Origin of the sequence: Streptomyces sp. NBC_00829, from assembly GCF_045161795.1 — a bacterium.
Classification (GTDB): domain Bacteria; phylum Actinomycetota; class Actinomycetes; order Streptomycetales; family Streptomycetaceae; genus Streptomyces.
This window is the reverse complement of sequence record NZ_CP108867.1, coordinates 8,624,684-8,649,695: the sequence shown is the minus strand read 5'-3', so window position 1 is coordinate 8,649,695 and position 25,012 is coordinate 8,624,684. Positions and strand designations below refer to the sequence as shown.

Here is a 25,012-nt window from a genome sequence, read left to right as displayed (position 1 = left end):
CGAGGTACGCGAGATGTACCTGCACACTGCAGCGACCGCTCTCACCGCGACCATCATCGGCCTAACGGGCCCTCACACAGCCTCGGCGGCGGACGGTCCGGGCCTGAGCATCAGCATCCGCGAAAACGACAGCGACAGCACCGCGGACGGCCCCCTTCAGCAGGGTGCACCCGTTGTGGTCACGTCCGACGTCGACCTGACCTCCCTGGCCGCGGACGGCAACGGCAGCTTCACCGTGAAGTCTCCGGCGTTCACCAAGGACGTGACCGTGGAGATGCGGAAGAACAGCTTCGGGGAGGGCTACGGCACCATCAGCTGCGACATCCGGCCGGGAAGCTACCCGGTCGACATCGCCGGGCAGCATGAGAAGTCCGCAGCGATCGGCAAGCGGGGTCACCTGACCATCACGGTCAAGGACGACAACGACCGGTACTGCGAGCAGGCGGCCGGTTCCTTCAGCCGCACCGGCACCATTGCCGCAGTCGTCGGCGGCGGCGCGATAGTCCTGGCCGCCGTGGGCTACACCGCCGTGCGCCGCCGGAGGACCCGGAACACCTGACCCCGACAGTACCGGGGGCCGCCGTCACCGCACGGCGGCCCCCGCCACAGAACCGACCACCAGGCCCCGTAGCCAAGGACGAGAGCGGGAAGAGCACGACCGGGAGCGGCGACGGCTCCGGAGGCGTCAGTGCCCCCGCCAAGGCCCTGCTGAAGTTCTCCACGCCCCGCGACCCGGCCGCCCTTGCCGCGTTCATCAACCTGCGCGTTCTCAACCCCGAGCACGAGCACTGGCGGCGCGGGGTGGAGGCCGCCGTCATCTACGCCCGCGAACACGGCAACCTGCGCGTGCCGTTCACGTACCGCGTCCCGGCCGGACAGGACGCGGCGGCGGAAGGATGGCCGGCCTCGCTCGCGAACTTCCCGCTGGGGCAGTGGACCGCCGATGCCCGCCGCTTCTACGCCCGCAGCGACATGGACCAAGACCGCGCCATGCAGTTGGAGAAGCTCGGCATGATCTGGAGCCACTTCGACGTCGCCTGGGAAGAAGGCCTCACTGCCGCCTTTTTTTTTTTTTTTTTTTTTTTTTTTTTTTTTTTTGTGGATGGGCCGCGAAGGCGGGCCACCTCCTTGCTCCGCTGGACGCCACGCACCAGGGCTACAGGGTCGGGATCTGGCTGAAGAACCAGCGGGCCGCCGCCCGCAAGGTGCAGAAGTTCGAGCAACGGCGTGCGGAGGGGCTGCCAGTGGAGTCGTCGGCCGGCGCCCTGCCGGAAGATCGACGCGAACAGCTGGAAGAGATCGACCCATCGTGGTGCCCCACCTGGCCCGTGGAATGGCAGCGCGCCGCAGCGAGCCGTTCGGTCCGGTGGGCGGGCTGCCCGGTCAGATCCGGGTGGACCGCGGCAAGGAATTCCTGTGCGCGACGGTCACCGCGGCGGTGGGCGCGCTCGCCGTCCCCGCGACCGACCTGCCCGCCCGCCCGGTCCGTGCAGACCTTGCCGCCATGGTCGGCAGGAAAGCGGTGACCATCACCCAGTTGGAGCTCGACGGAACCGAGCCGGCACACCCGCTGGCCCAGCGCGCACTCACGCGAACCCCGGCGGTCTGCCGACCGTCAAGACGGGCGAAGTCGCCATCGACGGGCAGAAGTTCCAGGACTTCACTTTCGACACAACTGGCAAGACATTCACGAACATGGGCTATGTGACACGGCAGTTCACCTTCGTAGCCAACAACCCTGCCACCAGGCTGACGTTCGCCAGCACCACCGGCACCGCCTACGGCCCTGTCATCGACGACGTCCAGGTCAAGAACTGCTGTAGCTGTGGCAGCAGCTGCTGAGGTGTCCTGGCGTCAATACTGGTCAGCCTGCTTCGGAAAACCGCAGTCTAAGCTTGAAATTAAAGGTTTCCCCTCGGTTCTTCGGGTCGAGGGGTGTCCTTTTTGTGCTGGTGTTTGCCGACGGGGTGTCGGGGGGCGGGGCTGGTGGTGGTGCCCCGTGGGCGGCCTGGGCCGGGGTGGGTGGCTTTCGGCGGTTTCGCGGGAGTGCCCAGGATCTTGCGGATGCGGGGATAGCCGCGGCGGACCCGGCCGGGAGTGAGCTGATCCGATGTGAGTGGCTTCTCCCAGGGCCGGCGCAGATCGCCGGTGAGGGTGCGGGCGAGTCGGAGCTGGGTGTAGGCGGCGAGGATCAGCCAGACCCAGCGGTCGGCCTGAGCGGGGTGACGCAGGCGGGGGCGGGTCATGCCCAGGGCCTGCTTCCAGAACCGGAATGTGTGTTCGATGTCGAATCTTCTCAGGAAGATCCGCCACAGGCGGTCGACGTCGTGAGTGTCGGCGTCGGGGGCCGAGTGCCATAGCCATAGCGGCTTGGGATCGCGGTTGCCGGGCAGGCGCTCGACCGCGAGGTGTACCAGCGTTCCCTCCACGTTGGGCAGGTCACCCGGGTGATCGGCCCAACCGCCCTGGCGGCGTTCGAGTTTGGGGTGCAGGCGTCCCCAGCAGCGGGCGGTCACGGCACCGAACCGGTCATGACGGGTGGTGGACTCCTGGACGGGTGCGGGGTGGGTGGCCGGGTCGGCCAGCCGGAAGGGTGCGCCATGACGCGGTTGGCGGCCTTTGGTGGGTCCCCTGCGGCGCCCTGGCGGGTGGTGCATGACGCGGTCGGCGCGGATCCGCCCGAGCAGCCGGACCGGCTCGTTGCGCAGCAACCACGTCAGCCGCACGATGTCGTAGCCGGCGTCCAGCACGAACAGCACCTCGGGGTCGCCCTCGCGACACTGACCAGCCTCGCGCAGGCGCGTGAGCAGGTTCCGGACCTGGGCGGCGGTGACCTCGGTCAGGTCATCGTCCGGGCCGAGGCGGACCGCGTCCAGCGGCCCGGTCCACGAGGTCCGTCCGCCGCCCAGCGCGGCGGCGACCTGGTAGGGCCAGCCCGGAATCGTCTGCCGCACCCCGTCGCAGCGGCACGGGCGGTGGCAGTGCAGCCGGTCCGGCGAGCACTCCGCGTCCGGGCGCGGCCACGGTGTCACGTCCAGCGCGATCGAGATCTGCCGGTCCGTCCCGCGCGGAAGCTCCAGCCCGGCCAGCGCCAACCGCAGCCGCGACACATCCAGGCGGCCTCGGGCGAGCGCGTCGTACATCGCCCCGTGCCCACGCCGGTGAACTGTCTCAAGCGACAACTCCGGCAGCGACACCACCGGGCCGCCCGCGCACAGCACCGCGTCCGTCAACTCGAACAACGCATCGGCACGGCGGGGCATTGCCGCGTACAACTCCATTCGAAAGGAGGACAGTTCGGCAAGTGCCTGCCGATGAGCGGCTCCAGGGACGACACTCGACACTGACGACCTCCCGGCCCGTTGTGCGACTCGACATCACACAGCGTGAAAGGGAGGTCGTCGCCATGTCCGGCAGATCCCCATGTGAGTGAACGATCCGAACCTCAAACGATCACTGAAGGTTAAATTTCAAGCTAAGACCGACCTGTAATAGGTGCCAGAGATCTCGGCGGGCAGCAGAACGGGCACGGATCTACGTGATCATGGAGTTCTCCACACTCTGTGACCGCGACGGACAACCGTGCCCGCGCTTCCATCTTGCCTGCTCGACCCTCTCTGGGACAGTTCGCCTCGCTCCTGCCCGTCCGGGAAGAATTCGCCGCAAACCATCCGCTTGGCTGCCACCGTCGCCGGGTGTCCGACCGGACCGTCTTCGAGCACGTGGTGCTCGCCTTGGTCCACGGCTCGGGCTACGAGCGGATCTCCACCCCCGGGATGCTCCGATCGGACCATCCGTCGACGCGTCAAAGAGTGGGCGGAACAAGGGATCTCCTCAGCCGTGCACGACCTCGCCCTTCAGGCATACGACCGCATGATCGGCCTGGAACTCTCCGAGATATCCGTGGACGGCTGTATCACCAATGCCCCGTGCGGCGGCCAGCACGCCGGCCGGTCCCCGGTAGACCGCGGGAAGCAGGGGCTGAAACGCTCGATCGCCACCGACACCCACGGCGTCCCGCTCGGCCTGGCTGCGGCAGGGGCCAACCGCCACGACTCGCCCCTGCTCGGACCGACCCTCCAGGCAGCCATGGGGCAGGTCGGCCCCTGCCGGACGACGTGAACGCCAACCTCGACCGGGGCTACGACAACAACAAATCCCGCACCCTGCTCCAGGAGTGGGGCTTCACCGGCGAGATCGCCCGCAAGGGCGTACCCGCCCCGATCCAGGCCGGCAAACGGTGGACCGTGGCGCTCGGGACGTCTGTCCGTGGCCGGGCTGATCGCGATGCGGCCCGGCTTCCGCACCCGGCTGTGCCACCGCCTGCGCACCCACCCCTCGGGCAAAGGCGTGCGCCGCAGTATGGGCGAGCGCGATGATCGACGGCACCCACCAGCTCGTCAAAGCGCCGATCGTGCTGGTGTGGGACCGTCTGAACACCCATGTCTCACACGCCATACGAGAACTGATCGCCGAGCGCGCATGGCTGACGGTGTTCCTGCTGCCCGCCTGCTCGCCCGGCCTCAACCCCGTTGAGTGGGTATGGGCACATGTCAAACGCAGCCTGGCCAACCTCGCCGTCGTCGCCCTCGACCGACTCGAGGCCCTCGTACGCAACCGGATCAAACGCCTCCAGTACCGGCCCGACACCCTCAACGGCTTCATAGCAGGCACCGGCCTGACCCTCGACAACCCAACATCACCCTGACAAGCCGAAGTCAGTAATGCTCCAGCTGGTTGATCCAAGCGGTCGATGTCATGACCTGGGCGCCACGTGCGGGGAAGACCCGTTCCATCAAAAAGTCATGGACGTCCGGTTCACCGTCCGCACAGGCGTCGCTGAGGACGGTGACTCGGTAGTCGCGGTCCAGGGCGTCGAGGAGTGTGGCTGCGATCATCGCGCTGGTCGCCACGCCTGTCAGCACCAGGGTTTCGATCCGCTGCGCCCGCAAGAGAAGGTCGAAGTCCGTACCGGTGAAGACGCTGGTACGCCGCTTGGTGACGATGGGATCGTCCGACTGGGCGTCGAGTTGCGAGGCGATCGCAGTCTCACCTGCGCCCTCGTGAAACAGGGTGCCGACCTCGTGGAACTGCTTGAACAGTAGGTTGTTGTCAGAAACGTCGATGCCCGATGGGCGCAGCTCGGTGCGCACGAAGACCGTGAGCAGGCTGTGGGCACGGGCAGCGGACAGTACGGACCGAAGTGGGCCGAGCGGCGTCTGGCTGAACGGGTAGTTGGCCAGGATGCCGCTTTGCATGTCACCGACGATGAGAGCCGTGTTCAGTGATCCGGTCATGCGATCTTCTCCTCTGCCAGAGACTGGAGGACCTCTTCCGGCTGCTTGCCTCCAGCTTGCTCGGCCCTGCGGCCGACGGTGAGGAGGATCGCCAGTCCGGCGGTCATGATGAGGGCGATGGTGAGCAGTGCATAGGTGTAGTTGCCGGTCGCCGAGGCGATGGCCCCCGTCAAATAGGGTCCGACGAAGCCGCTGAGATTGCTGACGGAGTTGATGAGGGCGATGCCTGATGCCGCCGCGGCTCCGGTGAGACACAGGGGAGGCAGCCGCCAGAACTGTGGCATGGCCGTAAAGATGCCGGAGACACTGAGGCAGAAGGCCATGATGAACAGCACGTTGTTGCGCGTGAACGTGGCCAGGAGGAGTCCCAGCACGCCCAAGGCCATGGGCACAGCGGTGGAGAACACCGCGGACTTGCGCGAGGCAATCTTCGGCCAGGCCAGCATGGCGATGATCGCCATAGCTGACGGGATTCCCGCCAGGAGGACGCTGTTGATGTTTGAGGTCCCGGAGATGCTGCCGGTGAGGGTGGAGATCATGGTGGGCAGGAAGAACGCAATGGGATAGAGGCCGAAGACGACGGCGAAGAAGGCGAGGGCGAGGGCCCAGACGCGTCCGCTGGAGAGCGCCTGCCGCATTCCAGTGAGGGCGCCGTGGGCCTCTTGGTGGGCGGCTTCCTGGGCAAGCCTGTTTTCAATTGCTTCCTTCTCCGCCGCGGTCAGCCACTTGGCGTCCTTGGGCCGGTCGGGTAGCAGAGTGAAGATGAGTATGCCGGTCAGGACGGTGAGGAGGCCTTCGACGAGGAACAGCGACCGCCATCCGGTGAGTCCCGTGAGGATCTGCCCCCATGACAAGAGCGCGGCGGCCATGGGCGAGCCGATGATTCCGGAGAGCGGGATCATCATGAAGAATGCGGACATGGCCCAAGCCCGCTGGCTCCGGGGAAACCACAAGGTCATGTAGAGAAGGATTCCTGCAGCCAGGCCTGCTTCGGCGAAACCGAGCAGTATTCGCATGGCGTAGAGCTGTCCGACGTTTTGGACAGCTGCTGTTGACATCGTGACCGCACCCCACGTGACAAGGATGCGTGTTATCCACCTTCGGGCTCCGAAACGGCGCAGCATCATGTTGCTGGGCACCTCTACGAGGACGTAGCCGATGAAGAACAGTCCGGAGGCCAGGCCTAGCTGTGCGGCGGTGAAACCGAGGTCCTGGCTGAGGGGCTGGGCCATGTAGCCAAGATTGGCGCGGTCGATATAGCTCATGACGTACGCGACCCCGACGAGGGGGATGATGCGCGCGCCTACTTTGCGCCATACCCGTCGCATGGAGCGATCGGGGACGGTGGGGACTGAGACCTCAGCCATGTTGGTAACCTCTCATGGGTTGGGGGGCTGGGGCGTGGGGGAGCGGGATGCCGAGAGCGGCTAGAGGCGCGAGGCGGAGCGGAGTGCGCGCGTGGCACTCGTGTCGACCGCTCCGTCGGCGGTGATGACAACGCCGTAATCGCAGGCTGCCCGTGCGACGGTCACTTTCTCATCGAGTACGTCCTGAAGGACTCCGTCGACTTCACGGGTGAAGGGATCTCCGTGGCCGCCTCCTCCAGCGGTGATGTGACGGTGCTGGTCGCCGGCGCTGAAGGTCTGGATGACCTTGGAGGGCAGGAGCTGTTCCTGTGAGGATCCTCGGTTGAGGATGTTGGACGACGGAGTGCCCTTGGCTCCTCCTTGAAGCCCATAGGGCAGGTGCGTGCGACGGTCGGATCGGATCTGGACCGATGCCTCGGGGTGCAGGATCGTCATGTCGCGGAAAGTGGCGAGGCCGCCGCGCCACCGTCCCGGGCCGCCGGTGTCCGGAAGGTAGCCGTATCCGTCGATGCGCAGGTGGCCGGACTGCTCGAGTTCTTCGATGGGGGTGTTGGCCAGGTTGGCGCCCAGCGGACTGATGCCGTCCACTCCGTCGCGGTCAGGCCTTGCGCCCCAGGCGCCGCACAGGATGTCCCACAGGACGGCGCTGGATCCGTCCTCTTCCGTGACGCCGATGGCGATGGAGTCGGGGCCGCCGTCGCCTGCCGCAGGGACACGGTGCGGGAAGACTGGTGCCAGGGCGCCGAGGACGGTGTCGATGATCCGGTAGGCGACCAGGCCTCGTGCGCCGCGGGCGGAGGGGCGCCGACCGTTGAGGATGGATGCGTCGGGGATGACGAAGGTGAAGGGGCGGTAGAAGCCGCTGTTGGCCGGGATGTCGGACCCGAGCGCGCCCTGGATGGCCGCGTAGGAGGCCGACTTGGTGAAGGAGGCGGTGGCGTTCAGGGCAGAGGCCACCTGGGGGGAGGAGCCGGTGAAGTCCAGGTGAAGTGAATCGCCGCTGATGGTGACGGCCACCCGGAAGGGGATGGGTGGTGATCCCAGTCCGTCGTCGTCGATGTGGTCCTCGAACGTGTGTGTGCCGTCGGGTGCTTCCGCCAACTCGGCGCGCAGCAGTGTCTCCGAGTAGTTGAGGAGCTCGTCGTTCAGGGCTGTCAGTCCGTCGGAACCGTGGCGTTTGGCGAGCTGCTTGAGTCCTTCGCCGCCGGCGTGGCAGGCGGCGAGCTGGGCCTCGAGATCCCCTCGCAGGAGGGCGGGTTCGCGCACGTTGCGAAGGATCAGGGCGAGGAACGTCTCGTTGAGGGTGCCGGCGTCCACGAGCCGGGAGGGTGGGATCTGGACGCCCTCGGCGAAGATGCTGGTGGACTGCACGGCCATCGATCCGGCAGCCCATCCTCCCACGTCCGCGTGGTTGACGACCGTGACGGAGTAGCCGATCAGTTCCGCCTCGTCGGTGAAGATGGGGGCGACCGCGAAAATGTCGGGCAGGTGCATGCCGCCGAGGTCTGGGTCGTTGAGGAGGTAGACGTCGCCGGCGCGCACTTCGTTGCCGAAGGCGTTGAGAACGGCGCTCATCGCTTCGGGGATCGAGCCGAGGTGGACGGGACAGGTGTTGGCCTGGGCGATGACGCGGCCTGAGGCGTCACACAGGGCGGCGGAGAAGTCCATGCTGGAGGCGACGATCTGGGAATGCGCGGTTCGCAGGATGGTGATCGCCATTTCGTCGGCGAGACCGCATACCGCGTTGCGGAACACCTCGAACGTGGCGGCGTCGCGGATGGGGCGCGTGCTCATGACCTTTCCTCCGTTGCCGAGTTCCAGCTGATGACGATGTTGTTGAGGCTGTCGAGGTGAGCTGTGGCTCCGGGGGGCACCAGGGTGGTGGAGTCCATGTCCTCGACGACCAGGGGTCCGGGTTCGGGATGCGCGGCGAGCTCGGTGCGGGCGATGATTCGTGTGGGTTCGGTCTGGTCGAACCTGCAGGTCCGGGTGGTTGCCGGCCGGGGGGCGGGGGAGGGCGCCCGCAGCGCTTGATCGATGGTGATCGGGTTGCGTACGCGGCCTCGGACGCGGATGTTGACGATCTCGACCAGGTCGTCGCTGCCTGCGCGGCCGTAGGTGCGACGGTGTTCGGCGTGAAACTGCTCGCGGGCCGCGGCCATGAGGGCGGGCGTCAGCTCGCGGTTGGGCACGGTGACAGGCAGTTCGAACCGTTGGCCGCGATAGCGCATGTCGAGGATGCGCTGTGTTTCTGCTTCGGCGTTAGGCGCGGCTTCGAGGAGCGCTGCGACGATTTCCTTGGACATGCGCTCGAACTCACATGAGAGCGGTCCGAGTTGGTCGAGTTCGGTGCGGTGGGGCACGACCAGCTGTCGTTCCGTGTCCGCGACCAGAAGTCCGAGGCTGCTGAACAGGCCGGTATGGACAGGGACGATGATGGTGTCGATGCCCAGTTCCTTGGCCAGGGCAGCGCCGTAGAGCGGGCCCGCTCCTCCGAAGGCCACCATGATGGCCTCGCGGGGATCGCGGCCTCGCTCGCTCGTGACGGCCTTGACCGCCTTGGTCATGTTGGAGACGGCTACTTCGAAGGCGCCGCGGGCCGCTGAGGGGATGTCGGAATTGAGCTGCTGGGCCACGGTTTCGAGTGCCTTCTCGGCGAGGTCGGGCCGGATCGCGACACGACCGCCGGCGAGGGCGTGAGGGCTGAGGTAGCCCAGAGCGACGTTGGCGTCGGTGAGAGTGGGGTTGTCGCCTCCGTTGCCGTAGCAGGCGGGGCCCGGCCGTGAACCGGCACTTCCTGGGCCGACACGCAGGGATCCGGCAGCATCGGTGGAGATGATGCTGCCGCCGCCGGCGCCGACCTCAGCAATGTCGATGGATGGGACTCGTACGGTGTAGCCGGCGCCCTTGCCCATGCTGCGGGTGAGGTTCATGCCCCCGCCGACCTCGTAGTCGGCTGCGACGAAGGACTCTCCGTTCTCGATGAGGGAGGCTTTGGCTGTGGTTCCTCCCATGTCGAAGGCCACGACGGAGCCCAGGTTCATGAGCTGGGCGAGCTTCTGGACGGCGATGACACCGGCGGCGGGTCCGGATTCGATGATCTGGACGGGACGCTCCACCACGGACTGGGCGTCGAGGAGGCCTCCGCTGGACTGCATGATCATCAGAGGTGCTGTGACGCCTTCGTCGTACAGTCCGTCGCTGAGTGCCGTGACGTAGTCGTGTACCTGCGGTCCGACGTAGCTGTTCACGACGGCTGTGCTGGTGCGCTCGAACTCCTGCATCTGGGGGGAGACGTCGACGGAGGCTGTGACGTACACGCCAGGCAGGAGGGATCGCAGCTCTGCCGTGACGCGGCGTTCCTCGTCGGGACGGATGTGGGAGTTGATCAGGCAGACGGCGACGGCTTCGATGCCCGCGGTGCGGATCTGGTCGGCCAGGTCGGCCAGTTCGGCACTGTCGGCGGCGGGCTCGAGGTGGCCGTCGGCCGTGATGCGCTGATGGAGTTCGTAACGGTAGCGCCGGGGAGCCAGGGGAACGGGCTTTTCCCAGGACAGGTCGTACAGGAGGGGGCGGCGCAACCGACCGAGCTCGAGGACATCCCTGAAACCCTTGGTGGTGACCAGGGCCGTGCGGGCACCGCGTCTCTCAAGGATGGCGTTGGTCGCCACGGTGGTGGCGTGCAGCATGGCGTGGACCTGTTGGGCCTCGGCACCGGCGTCGGACAGAGCGGATGTTGTTCCGTTGAGTACTCCGGTGGCGAAGTCGGGGGGCGTTGAGAGGACTTTGACGGGCACGACGCGGCCTTCAGGGCCGAGGGCGATGACATCGGTGAAGGTGCCTCCGATATCCGCGCCGATCCGCCAGCCACCGTCGTGTTCGGTCCTGGTTGCTGCTGACACGTTCGGCTCCTTCGAGACTGGGCCCTGGGGTGGCCTGAACACACCTCACGCAGGCCGGTACGGTGGACCATAGAAGCAAACTGAGATCTCATCAATAGGATCTGAGATCTTTTTGGAGGGTCGTGGCGCCTTTGTTCACTGGGAGATGCTGGGACTCGCCTGGCAGTAGGCGGAGTTGACGACCGACGAGCCGCTCAGCGGCGCCGTATCTGGGAGGCAAGCACTCGCAGCCGTCTGCCGACTTCAGCCAGGTCGGCGGCGCTTCCGCCGTAGAGGATGCGGGCGTGGGTGCCAGGGCCCGCGAAGGCGTCGCCAGCGATCGCCGTAATGCCCTGTTCCAGCAGCAGGTCCTCGAGCTGGCGGCCCTGAGTCTCCAGGCTCGTGCAGTCGGCGAAGGTGAAGATCCCTGCGTCAGGGCGGACGGCCGTCAGTCCTGCCCGCCTGAGGCCGTCCAGGAGGAGGTCGCGGCGAGAGCGCATGGTCGCGAAGGCCGGTTCAATCCATTCCTGAGGCCCGGCAAGTACGGCTTCGGCGGCAGCCTGCGCTACATCGCCGACGTTGATGGCGTCCCACTCAAGGGCGTGGTGGATGGCTGTGAGCAAGTGGGCCGGAGCGTTGATGTAGCCAACTCGCCAGCTGGTGAAGGCGTAGTTCTTGCTGAGGCTGGTGACGGTGACAAGATCGGCATGGCGCTCCCGCAGCAGCAGCTGCGGCACGTAGCCGGGTCCGTCCCAAACGTAGCGTTCGTAGGACTCGTCGGCGAAAACGATCAGCCCGTACCGGGCTGCTACGTCCAGCAGCTGTTCGAGCCGTTGCCGGCTGGGGACATGCCCGGTGGGGTTGTTGGGATTGCAGATCAGCAGTGCTTTGGTGGCGGGAGTGACCGCATCCTCGATCGCCTCGGGATCGTGCTCCCATCCTCGGCTCTCAATAGACGGCACATAGCGCGGATGCACTCCGGCAAGACGCAACATGCCGTCGAAGAAGTAGGTGGGAGCAGGAACGATGACTTCGTCGCCGGGTTCGAGCAGGGCTCTGAGAGCCACGCTCATGCCGTGCTGGGCCCCGTGGGTGATCACCAGTTCTGTCTCCGGGTCCACGGTGAGCCGCAGCGAGACGGCGAGGTGCTCGGAGATGGCGCGCCGCAGAGCGGCGGAGCCGCGGCTGCGGCGGGGGAACACCTGGCCGGCCGCTGTCCGGGCGGCTTCTATGACATGGCTGGGCATGGGGATGACCGGCACGCCTGCCATGGGGACCAGATCGGCGCTGGGTCCTGACTGCTCGAGCGCCCGTTCGGCAAGGGCGAGGGCGGGCAGTCGTTGCAGAATCATGGGATTCCCTTCGAGGGCCGGAGCGGGGCTGCTGCTGCCGTGCGGGGAACAGCAGCCGCGGCATGATGCGGAGTGGGCCTTCGGGAGTGACGCAGGCGGCGAGTACGTCAGCACTCGGATCACCCGAGGCCTATCGGCAGTTCGGCCCAGACGGTTTTGCCTACGCGGTGGTGCTCCGACCTGAGGCGCCCGCCCAGTTCCCCGAGGAGGATGTCCACGATGGTTGTGCCGCGGCCGCACGTGGCCTCCATGGAGGCCGCACGGCGCTGAGGTTGGGTGGTGTGGTTGTCGCGGATTCCGAGCCGAAGCGTGCCGCCGCTGACGCTGAGCAGCATGCTGATGCTCGGCGTGAGCATGCCGGCGTGTATCACGGCATTGGTGATCAATTCGGTGGCGACCAGCCCGAAGGTGTAAACGAGCTCGTCTTCCTCCGCATATCCCCATTCGACAAGCGCGTCGATCACGCAGCGTCGGAGTCTTGGCACCGCAGACGGGCGGGGAGGGAATGCGAAGATGCAAGGGGTGGGGCGGAGTGTGGTGTTCATGGTCGTCTCACTGCAGGGTGAGCGAGCGTCTCAGGAGGTCCCCATGAGATCTCTATTTGATGAACTGAGATCTCAGTTCATCACCAGATGAGCCCCCTGTCAACAGTTCCGGAACGTCGGGAGAATTTTCCCGGTTCAGGAGACCTGGATGCTGGCCTCCGTAACCGAGTCGCTCGACATGAGCGTGTCGAGGATGTGCTGCTGCGAGGCCCCCGTACGCTCACGCATGGCCACACGAGCCACATTAGGATTGCGTTCTCGGATGGCCTTGAGGATCACCGCGCGCTGATGTGCCGCGGAGGTCGAGAAGGGCAGCGACTTCAGCGTGATCCGCAGGACACGTTCGAGCTCGTCGAAGACGCGAGTGATCGCTTGGGCGAGCATGTCGTTGCCGCAACTGTTGGCGATGATCGCGTCGAACTCGAAGTTGGCCCGCAGAAAAGCATTGACGCTGTCGGGGTCACCGAGCACGTACGTAGCGCCGAGAAGCTCCTCCATGCGGGCAAGGCTCGCCTCCGAGCACCCGCGTTCGGCAGCAAGCCCGGCGGCCTCCGTCTCCAAAAGCTGCCGGAATGCGCACAGGTCTCGCGTGCCCTTGAGTGTCACGGGCAAGATGCGGTACCCCGACCGAGGCAGCACCTGGACCAGCCCATCCCGCTGCAGCCGAGTCAGAGCCTCCCGGACAGGCATGGTGCCAGCGTCGGCCAGACGGGAGAGCTCTGTCTTGGTGACATGGGCACCCGGGGCCAGATCTAGCTCGATGATGCGCCGCTTGATCGCGAGGTAGGCGCGCTCAGTAGCGTTCGGGTGGGAGTGGTCGGTGCTGAGGATCGCAGGCAGATACTTCACTCGACCATCGTAACGATCGGGGATCCTAGTACCACCCGCTAGGATCCCAGATCCTCAGTCGGTTCCGTGAGGCGTGAGGTCGAGTCGTTCGTGGGCAAGCGTCCGGGCTGCCTGCAAGGGGGTGGTTCCGGTCGCCGCTGCCCGATCGAAGACGGCATCGAGGGTGCTCTCGATGCCCTCAACGCGCTGCAGGACACGTACCGGGTCAAGCCGCTGGTCGTCCGCCAGGATGGCGAAGATTGCGCCCCCGGCGTTGGCCACGAAGTCCGGCGCCCACAAGATGTTCCGCTCCGCCATCAGGTCCGCACCGCTGTCGTGCGCAAGCTGGTTGTTTGCCGGTCCCACAACGGCACGGCAATCGAGACCGCGAATGACGTCGGTAGTCAAGGCACCGCCGACTCCGGCAGGGATGACGACGTCGGCCGGGATCGTCCATGCCTGCTCCGGGGAAACCCACCGTGCTCCCAGTTCCGCGCCCACGATCGCCCGGGTGGCATCCACATCGGTGACCGTGAGCACCGCGCCTTCCTCGGCCAGCCGCTGCGTCAGCCGGGTGCCCACCTGGCCGAGTCCCGAGACGGTGATGCGCAGTCCTTCGACCCGGTGGGAACCGTTGATGCGCTTGAGCGCTGAACGCAGGGCGGCGTAGACGCCGAGTGCGGTCGGGGCCGCGGGCTCGCCGATGCCTCCGTGCTCCGTGGGCAGGCCGAACACATGGCGCGTGCGCTCCCTGACGATGTGCATGTCGGCGGTGGAGGTCCCGACGTCCTCCGCGGTGCGGTAGGCCCCGCCAAGGGCATCGACGGCCTCACCCAGATCCCGGAAGGCCGCGCGGCGCTGCTCTCCTTCCAGCCGCTGCCCCGGCTGCAGGGCGATGACAGACTTTCCCCCTCCCGTCGGAAGGTCGGCCGCCGCGCACTTGAGCGTCATCGCGCTGGAGAGGCGCAGGACATCCTCAAGGCCTTCCCGCCAGGAGGGGTATTGCCACACCCTGCAACCCCCCAAAGCAGGCCCCAGGCGCGTGGAGTGCACGGCGATGAGGAGCGGCAGTCCGGATCGCTCGCCGCGACGCAGGACGATCTGCTCATGCTCGAGGGCAGGTGTGTCACTGGACGGGGCTGAGATGGTCACGGGCATGGGGAACTCCACATGGCAGGCGCCCTTTCCGCCGGTTGCTCCGGGGAAGTGAGCGGGGGTTGGGTGAACTGGTCAAGGGGCGGAGGCCGGGTCGGAGGACGAGAGGTGCAGCCTGGCGAGGAGGTCGGCCTGCCGGCTCCGATAGAGGGCGACGTTGCGCAGTTTGATCTGTTCGTAGCCGCGCACCATGTCGGGCAGTTCCGCGAGATCCTTGACGAGCCGGGGGTCGTGGCCGTCGCTGGAGAGGGCATCCAGAATGGTGCCCCGGTAGTCGTGGATGAGTGAGCGCTCGACGCGGCGTATGTGGGCCTGCCCGAAGGGGTCCAGCCGGGTGCCACGAAGTCCGCGCAGGGCGTGCAGCACCCGGAACGCGGGGCGGGACCAAGGACCCAGGCTGATCTTGCGTTTCATACCCAGGGCTCGCAGAACGGGCGGGTGGAGGCGGTAGGAGAAGCGTGAGCCCGTACCGAACTGCTCTTCGATCTGATGCTTGAGGCCTTCGTCGAGAGCGAGCCGCGCGACTTCGTACTCGTCCTTGTAAGCCATCAGTTTGTACAGATTGCGGGCGACGGCCTCGGCGACGGCGGTGGAGCCCTCCTCCAGGTCACGGACCTGTTCCACGAACAGGGCGTAGCTGCGCGCGTAACGCTCGTTCTGGTACCTGATGAGGTCGGGGATGCGGAGCTCGAGCAATCCGGCAAGTTCGGTGCCGGGCCCGGCCGCTACGAGGGACATGATCTGTGCGGTGGAGGCCGGCGCCGGACGCGGGGTGAGGTGAGGTGTCCTGGGTGTCGATGCTGCGCGCAGCGCTTGGGGGTCGGCCAGCATCTGCCTGCCTCGACGGAAGGCCTGCAGGTTGGCTTCGACCGCCGTGCCGTTGAGTGTGATGGCCTGCTCAATCGCCTGGGAGGACAAGGGCATGGCTCCGCTTTGGTAGGCGACTCCGAGTTGCAGCACATTGGCGTACTGATCGTCGTTGAAGAGGGTTTCGGACTGGGCTCGGGCATCGAGGTGGAAGGCGCGCTCGCTCGCGCTGCGGATGGCGTCGTTGACCTGCTGCTGGTCGGGGAAGGCGACCGTGGCGTCGACGACCATCCGGCCGGTGGGAACTTCCGTCGTGGAGACCACCGAGGTGGTGCGTCGCGGGTCGGCGACAGCGAGGTACTTCCGGTCGGCCCCGACCAGGAGATCGCAGACGAGGTACAGGTCGCACTCGGCGGTGGCCAGCTTCGCGGCCTGCTCGAGAGGAGTCGATGTGATCTTTATGTCGGAGACGACCGCGCCGCCCTTTTGTGCCAGGCCCGTCTGGTCGAGCGTGCGCACGTACTTCCCGTCGAGGACCGCGGCGGTGGCAAGGATCTGGGCCACGGTGACCACGCCGGTCCCTCCGACGCCGGCGATGCGCATGGTGAAGGTGTCGCGTGCGGCATTGAGCGCGGGTTCGGGCAGATCGGCCGGGGCAAGGTCGGGCAGTGTCCGGCGGGCTGTGCGGCCGGTCGGCGTCACGGTCACGAAGGAGGGGCAGTCTCCGTCCAGGCAGGAGAAGTCGAGATTGCACGAGGACTGGTTGATCACTGTTTTTCGCCCGAACTCGGTCGTGACCGGTTGCACGGAGAGGCAGTTGGACTTGGTGCCGCAGTCCCCGCAGCCCTCGCAGATCCTTTCGTTGATCACAGCACGCGTGGCGGGGGTCGCTGCCTTTCCGCGGCGGCGCTTGCGCCGTTTCTCGGCGGCACATTCCTGATCGTGGACAAGCACGGTGACGCCGGGGGTGGCAGCAAGTTCTTCCTGGCTGCTGAGGAGTTCGTCTCGGTGGCGCACTTGTACCTGCTTGGGCAGGGCGGCCTTGCGTAGACGTTCAGGCGCGTCACTGGTGATGATCACCTTGGAGACGCCTTCGAGGAGCAGCAGTGAGGCGATGCGCTCGACCGGCAGGGCGCCGACCGCTTGTTGTCCGCCTGTCATGGCCACGGCGGAGTTGTACAGCAGCTTGTAGGTGATGTTGACGCTGGCGGCGACAGCGGCGCGAATGGCGAGGCTTCCCGAGTGCATGAAGGTGCCGTCGCCGATGTTCTGCACGAAGTGGTCGTCTTGGAGGAAGGGAGCCATCCCGATCCACTGGGCCCCTTCACCACCCATTTGTGTCATGCCGACGACGTTGCCCACCTGGTCGGGTTCCATGAACACCGCCATTGTGTGGCAGCCGATGCCGGCACCGACGAGGGATCCGTCAGGAACCTTCGTCGAGGAGTTGTGCGGACAGCCTGAGCAGAAGTAGGGCGTCCGCGTCAGCAGCGGCAGGTTGATGCGCTCGCGCGTCCGCGGCGCTGTTGCCGGGGGCCGCACCCCGTAGTCGCTCAGGCGCCGGCTCAGAGCAATGGCGACGGCTTCGGGGCCGAGCTCCCCGAGCTCACTCAGCAGGGTTGTCCCGTCTGGTCCGCGCTTTCCGTGGACGGCAGGCGCCTGGGGGCTGCCGTAGAGGATGTCCTTGACGGCGACTTCGACGAAGGACCGTTTCTCCTCCACCACGACGATCTCGCTCAGACCTGCAGCGAACTCACGTACGATGGCGGGCTCTACGGGGTGGATGACCGCGAGCTTGAGCAACCGGATCCCGAGCCGGCTGCACGCTTCTTCGTCCAGGCCGAGGCTTCGTAGGGCCTGCTGGACGTCGAGGTGTGCCTTGCCGGCGGTGATGATGCCGATCCGGTCGGCGGGCGTGCGGTTCAGGATGCGGTTGACTTTGGCGGCGCGCAGGTAGTCGTGGACGAGCGGGAGCCGCACGGTGTGGAGGCTGCGCTCCAGTGCCGCGAGACTGCTGCCGAGGAGGTGGCCGTCGGGGCGGTGCGTGTACGCGCCCGAGGGCAGGACGGGAGGCGTCCAGGCGCCGTGCACGATGGCGGTGCCCGCAGCATCGGCGACATTGGCGACGACCTTCATCGAGGCCCATACGCCACTGGCTCGGGACAGCTCCACGGCGTGCATCCCGTAGTCAAGTACGTCCTGGGAATCGGCCGGATAGAAGACCGGCATGGCGAGGTCCGCCAGGGCGAAGTCGGACGCGCAGGGAACCGAGGAGGACTTTGCCGCGGGGTCGTCGCCCACGAGGACGAGTGCGCCTCCGCGAGCGTGCGTGCCCACGAGATTGGCGTGACGCAGCGCGTCTGTGGCCCGATCAAGGCCGGGAGCCTTGCCGTACCAGAGTCCCATCACCCCATCACAGCGCAGGTTGCCCACCTCGCCCGCCAATTGACTTCCCATGACGGAGGTGGCTGCCAGTTCCTCGTTGAGGCCCGGCTGGTGTACCACGTCATGCTGGGCGAGCAGGTGGGTGCGGCGCATGAGTTCCAGGTCGAAACCTGCCAACGGCGAGCCTTCGTAGCCGGAGACGAAGGCTGCGGTGTTCATTCCCGCACGCCGGTCGTGTCTGATCCGGTCGAGCAGCAGACGTACCAGGGCCTGAATCCCGGTCAGGTAGACGGTCCCCTCGCCTCGGAGGTACCGGTCCTCGAGTGCGAAGCCTTTCAGCCCGTCCGGGGCGGCTTGCGCAGCAGTCATGCGATCACCTAACTGACGACAGGGGCAGGCTGACTGTTCAATTGGCGCAAATGTTAGAAGCAGAAGTGACCTATTGGTCAACGGGTTGCATCCTTGACTGAGCCATCGGACTACTGCTTCTCTGGCGGCCCGACCAGGAGAAAGGCCATCGGTACACCTATGGACGACCTCGACACATCATTGCTGCGACTGCTTCTGGAGGAGCCGCGAGCCGGCATGCGCGAGTACTCACGCATTTTGGGAGTGGCGAGGGGCACGGTGCAGGCCCGGCTCACTCGCCTTGAACGCAGAGGGGTGATCGCCGACTATGCGCCGCAGCTGAGCCCGGCGATGATGGGCTACCCCGTTCTCGCTCTGGTCCATCTCCACCTGACGCAAGGCAGGCTGAACGATGTCACCGCCGCCCTGCGCGCCATGCCGGAGGTCCTGGAGGCGTACACCATTGCGGGTGAAGGTGATCTGGTATGCCGAGTGGCGGCCTGCGAGAACGGACACCTGGAGGACGTGATCCAGCAGTGCATCGAACTGCCAGGGGTCGTGCGGACCAAGACCGAAGTCATCCTCAGTGAACGCATCAGCTACCGCGTGCTGCCATTGGTGAAGCAGGCGGGCAGCACGGCGACTCCGCCTGCCTCAGGGCAGCGGACGACCGCCTGACCGTCGACATGGCACGGAGTGTCTTCCCGTTTGACACTGCGCGCCCTACTCCCCTGGAAGCCCGGCCCCGCTGACAGCCTTGTTGCCTCTACTGCCGGCCGGACCCATCTCCGCGCACGCCGTGTTCCAGCCGACGACAGCAGGGGCCTCCAGGGCCGGGCGGACACTTCACTGCGAAAACGCGGAGGGAGAACATCGCCATCTCCAACAACGCCATCAGACCGGCTACCCACGACACGACCGACCGGAAGTCGCTTCCGCACAGTCGCCTTGCTCCGCCGCCGGGCGTCCAGCCCGGCTACCTGCCGACTGATCAGCTCTACTTCTAGCGCTGCACCTGGTGCAAGACCCTCTCCTGCAGGTGCGCGCCGTGCCCCGCGTGCGCCTCCCCCGTCTGCAGTGGGAGTGCAGCACGGGCACGGGGCTGATCGTTCATGCCACCGTCGTACGCAGGAAGCTCAAGAAGTACGTTGCCTGCAGGGTGGCCATGGACGATGGTTTCCAGCTCCGCGGACGGCTCATCGCCGCACATCCCTTGAGCATCGCTGCCGGAACACGGGTCCGGCTCGACTTGAGCGCCGACCCGGTGCCGACACCCTTCGCCTTCAGGCCGCAGCAGATCGCGGACAAGTGACTCTGAAGTCGTCCAGTTTGTGATCCAAGTCACAATACAGGGCTCAGCGAAGACCGAAGAACCCTGCCGCGCCGCACTGACCTGCTGTGAGGCGTGGCAGGGAAGCGCCGGGCCGACCCTCTCGCGCCGAATTAACGCCCTGCCGGGGGTGGACATGCGGCGGGAACGGTCGCTAACGTCCCCACCTGGTTAACGATGGTTAACACGTTCGGTCGGCTTCGGCGCTGTGGCTGGGCACGGCCAGTACAGCGCCGTGACACTGCCGTCCCACGGAATCCCGGAGCGTAACCCCCAGTAGACGGAACGCCGCTCCCCGCCTTCATCTCAGCCGTAGTGCCTCAGAGTCGGTAAGCCCCCGCGCCGCACCGACAGCACACTCAACGTTACCGGAGGGTACTGATGGACAAGGTCGTCGCTTCCGCGGCCGAAGCGGTCAAGGACATCCCGGCCGGCGCCTCACTGGCTGTCGGAGGCTTCGGTCTCTGCGGCATTCCTTCCACTCTCATCCAGGCCCTACTGGACCAGGGCGCCACAAACCTGAGCGTTGTCTCGAACAACTGTGGCGTCGACAACTGGGGCCTCGGCCTGCTGCTCGCTGCACGCCGCATCGCCCGGGCAACCTGCTCCTATGTGGGCGAGAACAAAGAGTTCGCCCGCCAGTACCTCAAGGGTGAGCTCGAGTTGGAGCTGGTGCCCCAGGGCACGCTCGCCGAGCGACTGAGGGCCGGCGGCTGCGGGATCCCCGCCTTCTTCACCCCGGCCGGGGTAGGGACGCAGGTGGCCGAGGGCGGATTGCCATGGCGGTACGACGCAGACGGAAACGTCGTGGTCGCCTCCCCGGCAAAAGAAGTGCGCACCTGCGGCGGGGCGGAGTACGTGCTCGAGGAATCCATCACCACCGACTTCGCTCTGGTCCGGGCAGCTCGCGGTGACCGGCACGGCAACCTCGTTTTCGACAAGTCCGCCCGAAACTTCAACCCGCTAGCGGCCATGGCGGGACGGTTCACGATCGCCGAAGTCGAAGAGCTCGTCGAACCGGGAAGGCTCGACCCGGACGCCATCCATCTGCCTGGCGTATTCGTGCAGTCCGTATTGCCACTCACCGCAGCCGAGGCTGCCGACAAACGCATCGAGAAGACAACACTGCGCCAGACCCAGGACGCCACAACAGGAGGGCAGGACTGATGGCTTGGTCAAGGAACGACATGGCCGCCCGGGCAGCGCGGGAACTGTCCGACGGAGCGTATGTGAACCTGGGAATAGGCCTGCCGACACTGGTCCCCAACCATCTGCCGCCTGGCGTGCACGTGGTCCTGCAATCGGAGAACGGCATCCTGGGGCTCGGCCCCTACCCCACCGGCGAAGAGGTGGACGCGGACCTCATCAATGCCGGCAAGGAAACAGTAAGCGTCCTGCCCGGCGCATCCTTCTTCGATTCCTCCCTGTCCTTCGGCATGATCCGAGGCGGACACATCGATGTGGCCGTCCTCGGAGCCATGCAGGTCTCAGCCTGCGGGGACCTCGCGAACTGGACCATCCCTGGAAAGATGATCAAGGGGATGGGCGGAGCAATGGATCTCGTGCACGGTGCCCGCCGGGTGGTGGTACTGATGGAGCACACCGCCAAGGACGGCAGCCCGAAGGTGGTCGACGAGTGCTCCCTGCCACTGACGGGGCGGCGGTGCGTACAACGCATCATCACGGACTTGGGCGTTGTCGACGTAACTCCAGAAGGACTGGTTCTGATCGAGACCGCTCCAGGTGTCGTCGCACAAGAGGTGCAGGACAAGACCGGAGCCGGCCTGAGGGTGTCGGTGACCGCTAGCCCCTCCTGAGTTCCGTTGCGGGCAGGTCGGCGTTCGGTTCCGGGATTGCGCCCGCTTGGTCCAGCCCTGCCAGTCGGCCGACCTGTCTGCATGGGCGACGGTCAGGGAGACACCATGGCAGGGCACGGAGGCCCGCGACGCACGAGCAGCGCTCGAGGCACTGGACCTCTTCGGCGCCGGCCCCTTCCCCGTACTGGACCAGCTGCGACGTTACGCGCCCGTGCACCGGGATGCTGCAACGGGGTTGTGGCTGGTGAGCCGGTATGCGGATGTGAGAGAGATCCTCATGGATCCGCACACCTATCTCCCGGACAACGCTCAAAACGCCGTATGCCGGCTGTCCGTGCCCGCGTTGCGGATTCTGGCAGCCAGCGGCTTCGCCCGTCCTCCGGCCCTGGCCAACAACGGCGGCCCGACCCACGCCGGCCTCCGGTCACTCGTCGCAGATTTCTTCACATCCATGCAAGTGTCCGCCGCCGTGCCGGTGATCGAGTCGACCGCCTCTCGCTTGCTGGAATCGGTCGCTGAAGAAGTCAGGTTGCGCGCGAAGAGCGACCTGTCCACCGCCTACGCGCGCCCGTTGCCCTGCCTTGTCATGATGCGACTGCTCGGCGTGACAGGCGTACCGCTCCAAACGCTGCTGACGTGGAGCGAGGCCGCCCTGGAGCTCTTCTACGGGAAGCCGGCCCCGAAGCGACAGCATCTTCTTGCCGAACACACCGCGGCGTTCTTCCGGTGGCTCACGAAACTGACGGCGGCGCAGGACAGCGAGGGCCTTCCCGCCGCCCTGCAGGCACACTTCCTCCCCCGCGGAGCCGCGCTGAGTCCAGCCACTGCGGTGGCCGTGTGCTTCTTCGTCTTCATCGCCGCTCAGGCCACGACTGGTCAACTGATCTGCACCGTTCTGAGCAGCGCGGCGGCCGATCCTCAGGTTTGGAGCAAGGCCGGCGACGAGGAGGGATTCGCGGAGGCCTGGGTGGACGAGACCCTGCGCAGGGAGCCGCCGGTCACCACCTGGAGACGAGTCGCCCGACGGGATGTCCTCCTGTCGGATGTGCCCGTGCCGACCGGGGCAGAGCTGCTGCTGATGCTTATGGGCACAGGGTCAGACCCTGCCGTTTTCACCGAGCCTCAGCGACGGTGCCCACGGCGCCCCAAAGCCCGCCTTCACCTGTCGTTCGGTGCGGGGCCACACCGCTGCCCTGGTGCTGCCCTTGCACGTACGGAGGCAACAGCAGCGCTACGGATGGCTTCCCGCGAGCTCGGCGAGGTCCAACTGCTGAACCACCGGCCCGACGAGATGACGCGGCTGCTGTCCTTTCGCGCGCCCGCGCATGTGCCCATCGGCCGTCCCTCTTAGTACTCCAGCAGGATTTCGCTGTCTGACCTGCGGGTTGGCTGGGCGGCCGGAGTGTAGCGGGTCACGGGGTGGTGAGGGGTGTCCTTATGGAGGCTGCCCCTCGAACGTGTGCCGTCACCGCTGGTAATGGCAGCGCCGGGCAACTGCTTGGCGTCGCCGACGCCAGCTCGACCAGTTCATCGAGTGCCGTCGGGCTCGGTGTCCGCGCTGGTGCGGGGGCCGGGGACGACAAGCTGCCAGGAGTCGCCGAACCTCCGCCACTGTGAGCTCGATGGCCCCGGCCGTCGCACCGGTTCCGCCCCCTTTTCCCTGGCCTGGTGCGTGGTGGCCGCCAGGAAGGCGTGTGCGAGCATGGCGAGGGTGATGTGCCGGTACCAGCCCACGTAACGGCGGACTTCGTACTGGTCCAGGCCGCACTCGTTCTTCGCGGCCTGGTCGGGTAGGACCGCCACATTGCTGTGGCGGTCCCCCCTCAGAACCGTGCGGGCCCGTTGTCCGAGCACACGGCTCAAGCAAGCCCTGATGGCTCGCGGGCGTATGCAGGTGCTGGCTTGTGTTTGCGACGTCGTTCGGCCCAGTAGTCGGCAAGGACTGGGTCGTCGACGGACGACGCGCCCTTGACCATCTGATGCCGGACGATCTTGGTCGAGGAGAACTTGGCGAGGTAGCGGCCGCTGTCGCGGTCGCCGAAGACCCACCGGTCCCGCCTGGCCTTGTTGAACATGCCGAAGTAGCGGGAGGTGACCCAGTGCTTCGGCTTGTTCGGGTGTGTGTGAGTTGCCCACTTGTAGACGAGCTTCCACACGTAGGCGTCCAGGGCATGGAAGATGCGGCTGGACACCGCGCTCCGGTAGTAGGCGGCCCATCCCCGGATGATCGGGTTGAGCTTGTGGATCACCGCTTCGGCGTTGGCCCCTCGCTGGGCCTTGACTTCGGCGGCCAGCCGTTTCCGGATGCGTCGCACGGCTGCCGTGCTGGGTTTGATCAGGAGCACCGTTCCGCCGCGGTAGCGGCGGATGTTGAAGCCCAGGAAATCGCAGCCCTCGTTGAGGTGGACGATGCTCGTCTTGTCCTCGTTGAAGACCAGACCTCTGGGTTTCAGCCAGGTGGCCAGTCGCGCCTGGATCTGCTCGGCCTCAACTCTGGAGTGAGCGAAGGCAAGCAGGTCGTCAGCGTATCTGATCAGCACCGGCGAGCCCGGTCTTGTTTCACCGGCGTGTGATCCGCCGGTGAAATAGCGGACTCCGGCAGCCTCCTCCATTCCATGGAGAGCAATGTTGAGCAGGAGGGGACTGATCACGCCGCCTTGAGGTGTTCCTTCCTCAGTGGCGGTGAAGCACTCCTTCTCGATGACTCCGGCTTTCAGCCATCGGGTGACCATTTCCGTTGCGGGAAAGGTTCCCAGCATCTCGATGAGGTGAACGTGATCGATGCGGTCGAATGCCGCTGCCAGGTCCGCGTCCAGCACCCACTTCCGCTTCGGGATCTTCCCGTGCGCGACCGTGAATATCGCCTGGATCGCATCCTGACATCCCCTGCCCGGTCTGAAGCCATAGGACTTCGGCTCGAACCGGGCTTCCCATTCGGGTTCCAGCGCATTGACTGCCTTGGCTTGCAGGACTCTGTCAATGATGACGGGAATCCCGAGGGGACGCCGCTTTCCGTTGCTCTTCGGAATGTAAACACGCCGGGCGGGCTTGGGCTTCCACGGAGCTGAGCTGTGCTGGACCCAGGTGGCCAGCTCGGCCTTTCCCGGGTTTGTGAGCACGACTCTGCCGTCGATGCCCGCCGTCCGGCGGCCAGCGTTGATCTCCGTCACCCGTCGCACGCTGACCAGCGTGTTACTGCGGCTGCGGAGCATCAGTTTCTGCAAGTTGCGGACCCCCTTGAGGTCCCCTGCCTGCGACGCCGCGAAGATGCGCTGGCGCAGACGACGTACGTTCTCCTCGGCGGCATCCCAGTCGATCGCATGCCAGTCGAGGAGTTCGTCTTCCGGTCCGTTCACCCCGCCGCCCTTCGGCGGCACGGCGTCTAACGTGTCCTTCAGTTCCGTCGTCCTTGTCATCGTTCTCTTCGCAGGCTCACCTGACCCACGTCAGCACCCTTTCGGGCCGGGTCACCTGGACCCTGTCCGGCCAGTTATGCGGGATGGCTGGCGGAGTGACCAGCTGTTGTCCCGGTTTCCTGTTGCCTTTCGGTCACCGGCGTTCGCTTCTTGGGTCATCCTGTTCCCGCCGGGGATTTGAGCTTTCCTTGCGGTCGGCCTACCCGTTGCGTGATGACAACAGGACCCCTGCGGGGTTTCCACGTTCTGCATGAGCGAGATGCGAGTGGGGTGGGTGCCCTCTCTACCCCGGGACGGCGGTGTTCTCCCGGCTGACTGCTTCTCTCCAGCCGGCGCCTGCCGCTTCTCAGCGGCCAGTCCTGTACCCCGCTGGAACATCCCATCGGCGGGGTTCGAAGTTACGAGGCATAGCCAAGGGTTCATTCGCATTCACCCGTCCACTCTTCCCCTTGCCTGTAACCCCCGGATGGAACAGGAGTCCTTG

19 protein-coding genes and 4 pseudogenes are annotated in these 25,012 nt (G+C 66.2%); 11 read left to right on the top strand and 12 right to left on the bottom strand.

Annotated elements, in window-relative coordinates; translation table 11 throughout:
* Positions 1-13 precede the first annotated feature (13 nt).
* The 4 genes and pseudogenes from OG293_RS38710 to OG293_RS38695 form a co-directional block, all read left to right on the top strand.
* Complete coding sequence (locus OG293_RS38710; protein WP_331752076.1) at positions 14-559, top strand: hypothetical protein; 546 nt, start codon at positions 14-16, stop codon at positions 557-559.
* A 242-nt stretch (positions 560-801) separates the two neighbouring features.
* Positions 802-1,179, top strand: coding sequence for a helicase associated domain-containing protein (locus OG293_RS38705; protein ID WP_406003394.1), 378 nt, complete (start codon positions 802-804; stop codon positions 1,177-1,179).
* Entirely contained in the window at positions 1,137-1,526 is a 390-nt protein-coding gene (locus OG293_RS38700) for a helicase associated domain-containing protein (protein ID WP_406003840.1), read from the top strand. Before OG293_RS38705 ends, OG293_RS38700 begins: the two co-directional genes overlap by 43 nt.
* Before the next feature lie 64 nt (positions 1,527-1,590).
* Positions 1,591-1,842 (top strand): annotated as a pseudogene (locus OG293_RS38695) (DUF642 domain-containing protein); the annotation flags it as partial.
* Positions 1,843-1,901: 59 nt separating this feature from the next.
* Here the strand turns inward: OG293_RS38695 and OG293_RS38690 are convergent.
* Positions 1,902-3,344 (bottom strand): NF041680 family putative transposase, encoded by a 1,443-nt coding sequence (locus OG293_RS38690; RefSeq protein ID WP_405997214.1) that lies wholly within the window; start codon positions 3,342-3,344, stop codon positions 1,902-1,904.
* Positions 3,345-3,582: 238 nt separating this feature from the next.
* Between OG293_RS38690 and OG293_RS38685 the strand changes: the two are divergent.
* Positions 3,583-4,250 (top strand): annotated as a pseudogene (locus tag OG293_RS38685) (transposase); the annotation flags it as partial.
* A 37-nt stretch (positions 4,251-4,287) separates the two neighbouring features.
* A pseudogene (locus OG293_RS38680) lies at positions 4,288-4,708 on the top strand (transposase).
* A gap of 10 nt (positions 4,709-4,718) precedes the next feature.
* On the opposite strand, the gene OG293_RS38675 reads toward OG293_RS38680, so the two are convergent.
* From OG293_RS38675 to OG293_RS38635, 9 genes are all read right to left on the bottom strand, one after another.
* Entirely contained in the window at positions 4,719-5,297 is a 579-nt protein-coding gene (locus OG293_RS38675; RefSeq protein WP_406003393.1) for a cysteine hydrolase family protein, read from the bottom strand.
* Positions 5,294-6,562, bottom strand: a complete 1,269-nt coding sequence (locus OG293_RS38670; RefSeq protein WP_406003392.1) for an MFS transporter — start codon at positions 6,560-6,562, stop codon at positions 5,294-5,296. The genes OG293_RS38675 and OG293_RS38670 overlap by 4 nt, the downstream gene beginning before the upstream one ends.
* Positions 6,563-6,724: 162 nt before the next feature.
* On the bottom strand, positions 6,725-8,458 hold the full coding sequence (locus OG293_RS38665; RefSeq protein WP_406003391.1) for a hydantoinase B/oxoprolinase family protein: 1,734 nt from the start codon (positions 8,456-8,458) through the stop codon (positions 6,725-6,727).
* Positions 8,455-10,566, bottom strand: a complete 2,112-nt coding sequence (locus tag OG293_RS38660; protein ID WP_406003390.1) for a hydantoinase/oxoprolinase family protein — start codon at positions 10,564-10,566, stop codon at positions 8,455-8,457. Before OG293_RS38660 ends, OG293_RS38665 begins: the two co-directional genes overlap by 4 nt.
* A 194-nt stretch (positions 10,567-10,760) precedes the next feature.
* Positions 10,761-11,897 (bottom strand): pyridoxal phosphate-dependent aminotransferase, encoded by a 1,137-nt coding sequence (locus OG293_RS38655; protein WP_406003389.1) that lies wholly within the window; start codon positions 11,895-11,897, stop codon positions 10,761-10,763.
* 119 nt (positions 11,898-12,016) lie between these two features.
* Positions 12,017-12,361, bottom strand: coding sequence for an ATP-binding protein (locus OG293_RS38650; protein ID WP_406003388.1), 345 nt, complete (start codon positions 12,359-12,361; stop codon positions 12,017-12,019).
* Positions 12,362-12,577: 216 nt separating this feature from the next.
* Positions 12,578-13,291, bottom strand: coding sequence for a GntR family transcriptional regulator (locus tag OG293_RS38645; protein WP_406003387.1), 714 nt, complete (start codon positions 13,289-13,291; stop codon positions 12,578-12,580).
* Positions 13,292-13,345: 54 nt separating this feature from the next.
* On the bottom strand, positions 13,346-14,428 hold the full coding sequence (locus OG293_RS38640; protein ID WP_406003386.1) for a Glu/Leu/Phe/Val dehydrogenase: 1,083 nt from the start codon (positions 14,426-14,428) through the stop codon (positions 13,346-13,348).
* A 72-nt stretch (positions 14,429-14,500) separates the two neighbouring features.
* A complete protein-coding gene (locus OG293_RS38635) occupies positions 14,501-17,986 on the bottom strand; it encodes an indolepyruvate ferredoxin oxidoreductase family protein (protein WP_406003385.1) in 3,486 nt (1,161 codons plus the stop codon).
* A 159-nt stretch (positions 17,987-18,145) separates the two neighbouring features.
* On the opposite strand from OG293_RS38635, the gene OG293_RS38630 reads away from it, so the two are divergent.
* From OG293_RS38630 to OG293_RS38610, 5 genes are all read left to right on the top strand, one after another.
* Positions 18,146-18,643 carry an Lrp/AsnC family transcriptional regulator gene (locus OG293_RS38630; RefSeq protein WP_406003384.1) on the top strand — a complete coding sequence of 166 codons (498 nt, stop codon included), beginning with the start codon at positions 18,146-18,148 and terminating at the stop codon, positions 18,641-18,643.
* Positions 18,644-19,013: 370 nt separating this feature from the next.
* Positions 19,014-19,277 (top strand): hypothetical protein, encoded by a 264-nt coding sequence (locus OG293_RS38625; RefSeq protein WP_406003383.1) that lies wholly within the window; start codon positions 19,014-19,016, stop codon positions 19,275-19,277.
* A gap of 399 nt (positions 19,278-19,676) precedes the next feature.
* On the top strand, positions 19,677-20,462 hold the full coding sequence (locus OG293_RS38620) for a CoA transferase subunit A (protein WP_406003382.1): 786 nt from the start codon (positions 19,677-19,679) through the stop codon (positions 20,460-20,462).
* Complete coding sequence (locus tag OG293_RS38615; RefSeq protein ID WP_406003381.1) at positions 20,462-21,112, top strand: CoA transferase subunit B; 651 nt, start codon at positions 20,462-20,464, stop codon at positions 21,110-21,112. The genes OG293_RS38620 and OG293_RS38615 overlap by 1 nt, the downstream gene beginning before the upstream one ends.
* A gap of 46 nt (positions 21,113-21,158) precedes the next feature.
* Positions 21,159-22,463 (top strand): cytochrome P450, encoded by a 1,305-nt coding sequence (locus tag OG293_RS38610; protein WP_406003380.1) that lies wholly within the window; start codon positions 21,159-21,161, stop codon positions 22,461-22,463.
* Positions 22,464-22,639: 176 nt separating this feature from the next.
* On the opposite strand, the pseudogene OG293_RS38605 reads toward OG293_RS38610, so the two are convergent.
* A pseudogene (locus OG293_RS38605) lies at positions 22,640-22,897 on the bottom strand (IS701 family transposase); the annotation flags it as partial.
* A 74-nt stretch (positions 22,898-22,971) separates the two neighbouring features.
* Positions 22,972-24,528: a group II intron reverse transcriptase/maturase gene (ltrA, locus tag OG293_RS38600; protein WP_406003379.1), complete on the bottom strand. Its 1,557-nt coding sequence runs from the start codon at positions 24,526-24,528 to the stop codon at positions 22,972-22,974.
* Between the last annotated feature and the right edge of the window lie 484 nt (positions 24,529-25,012).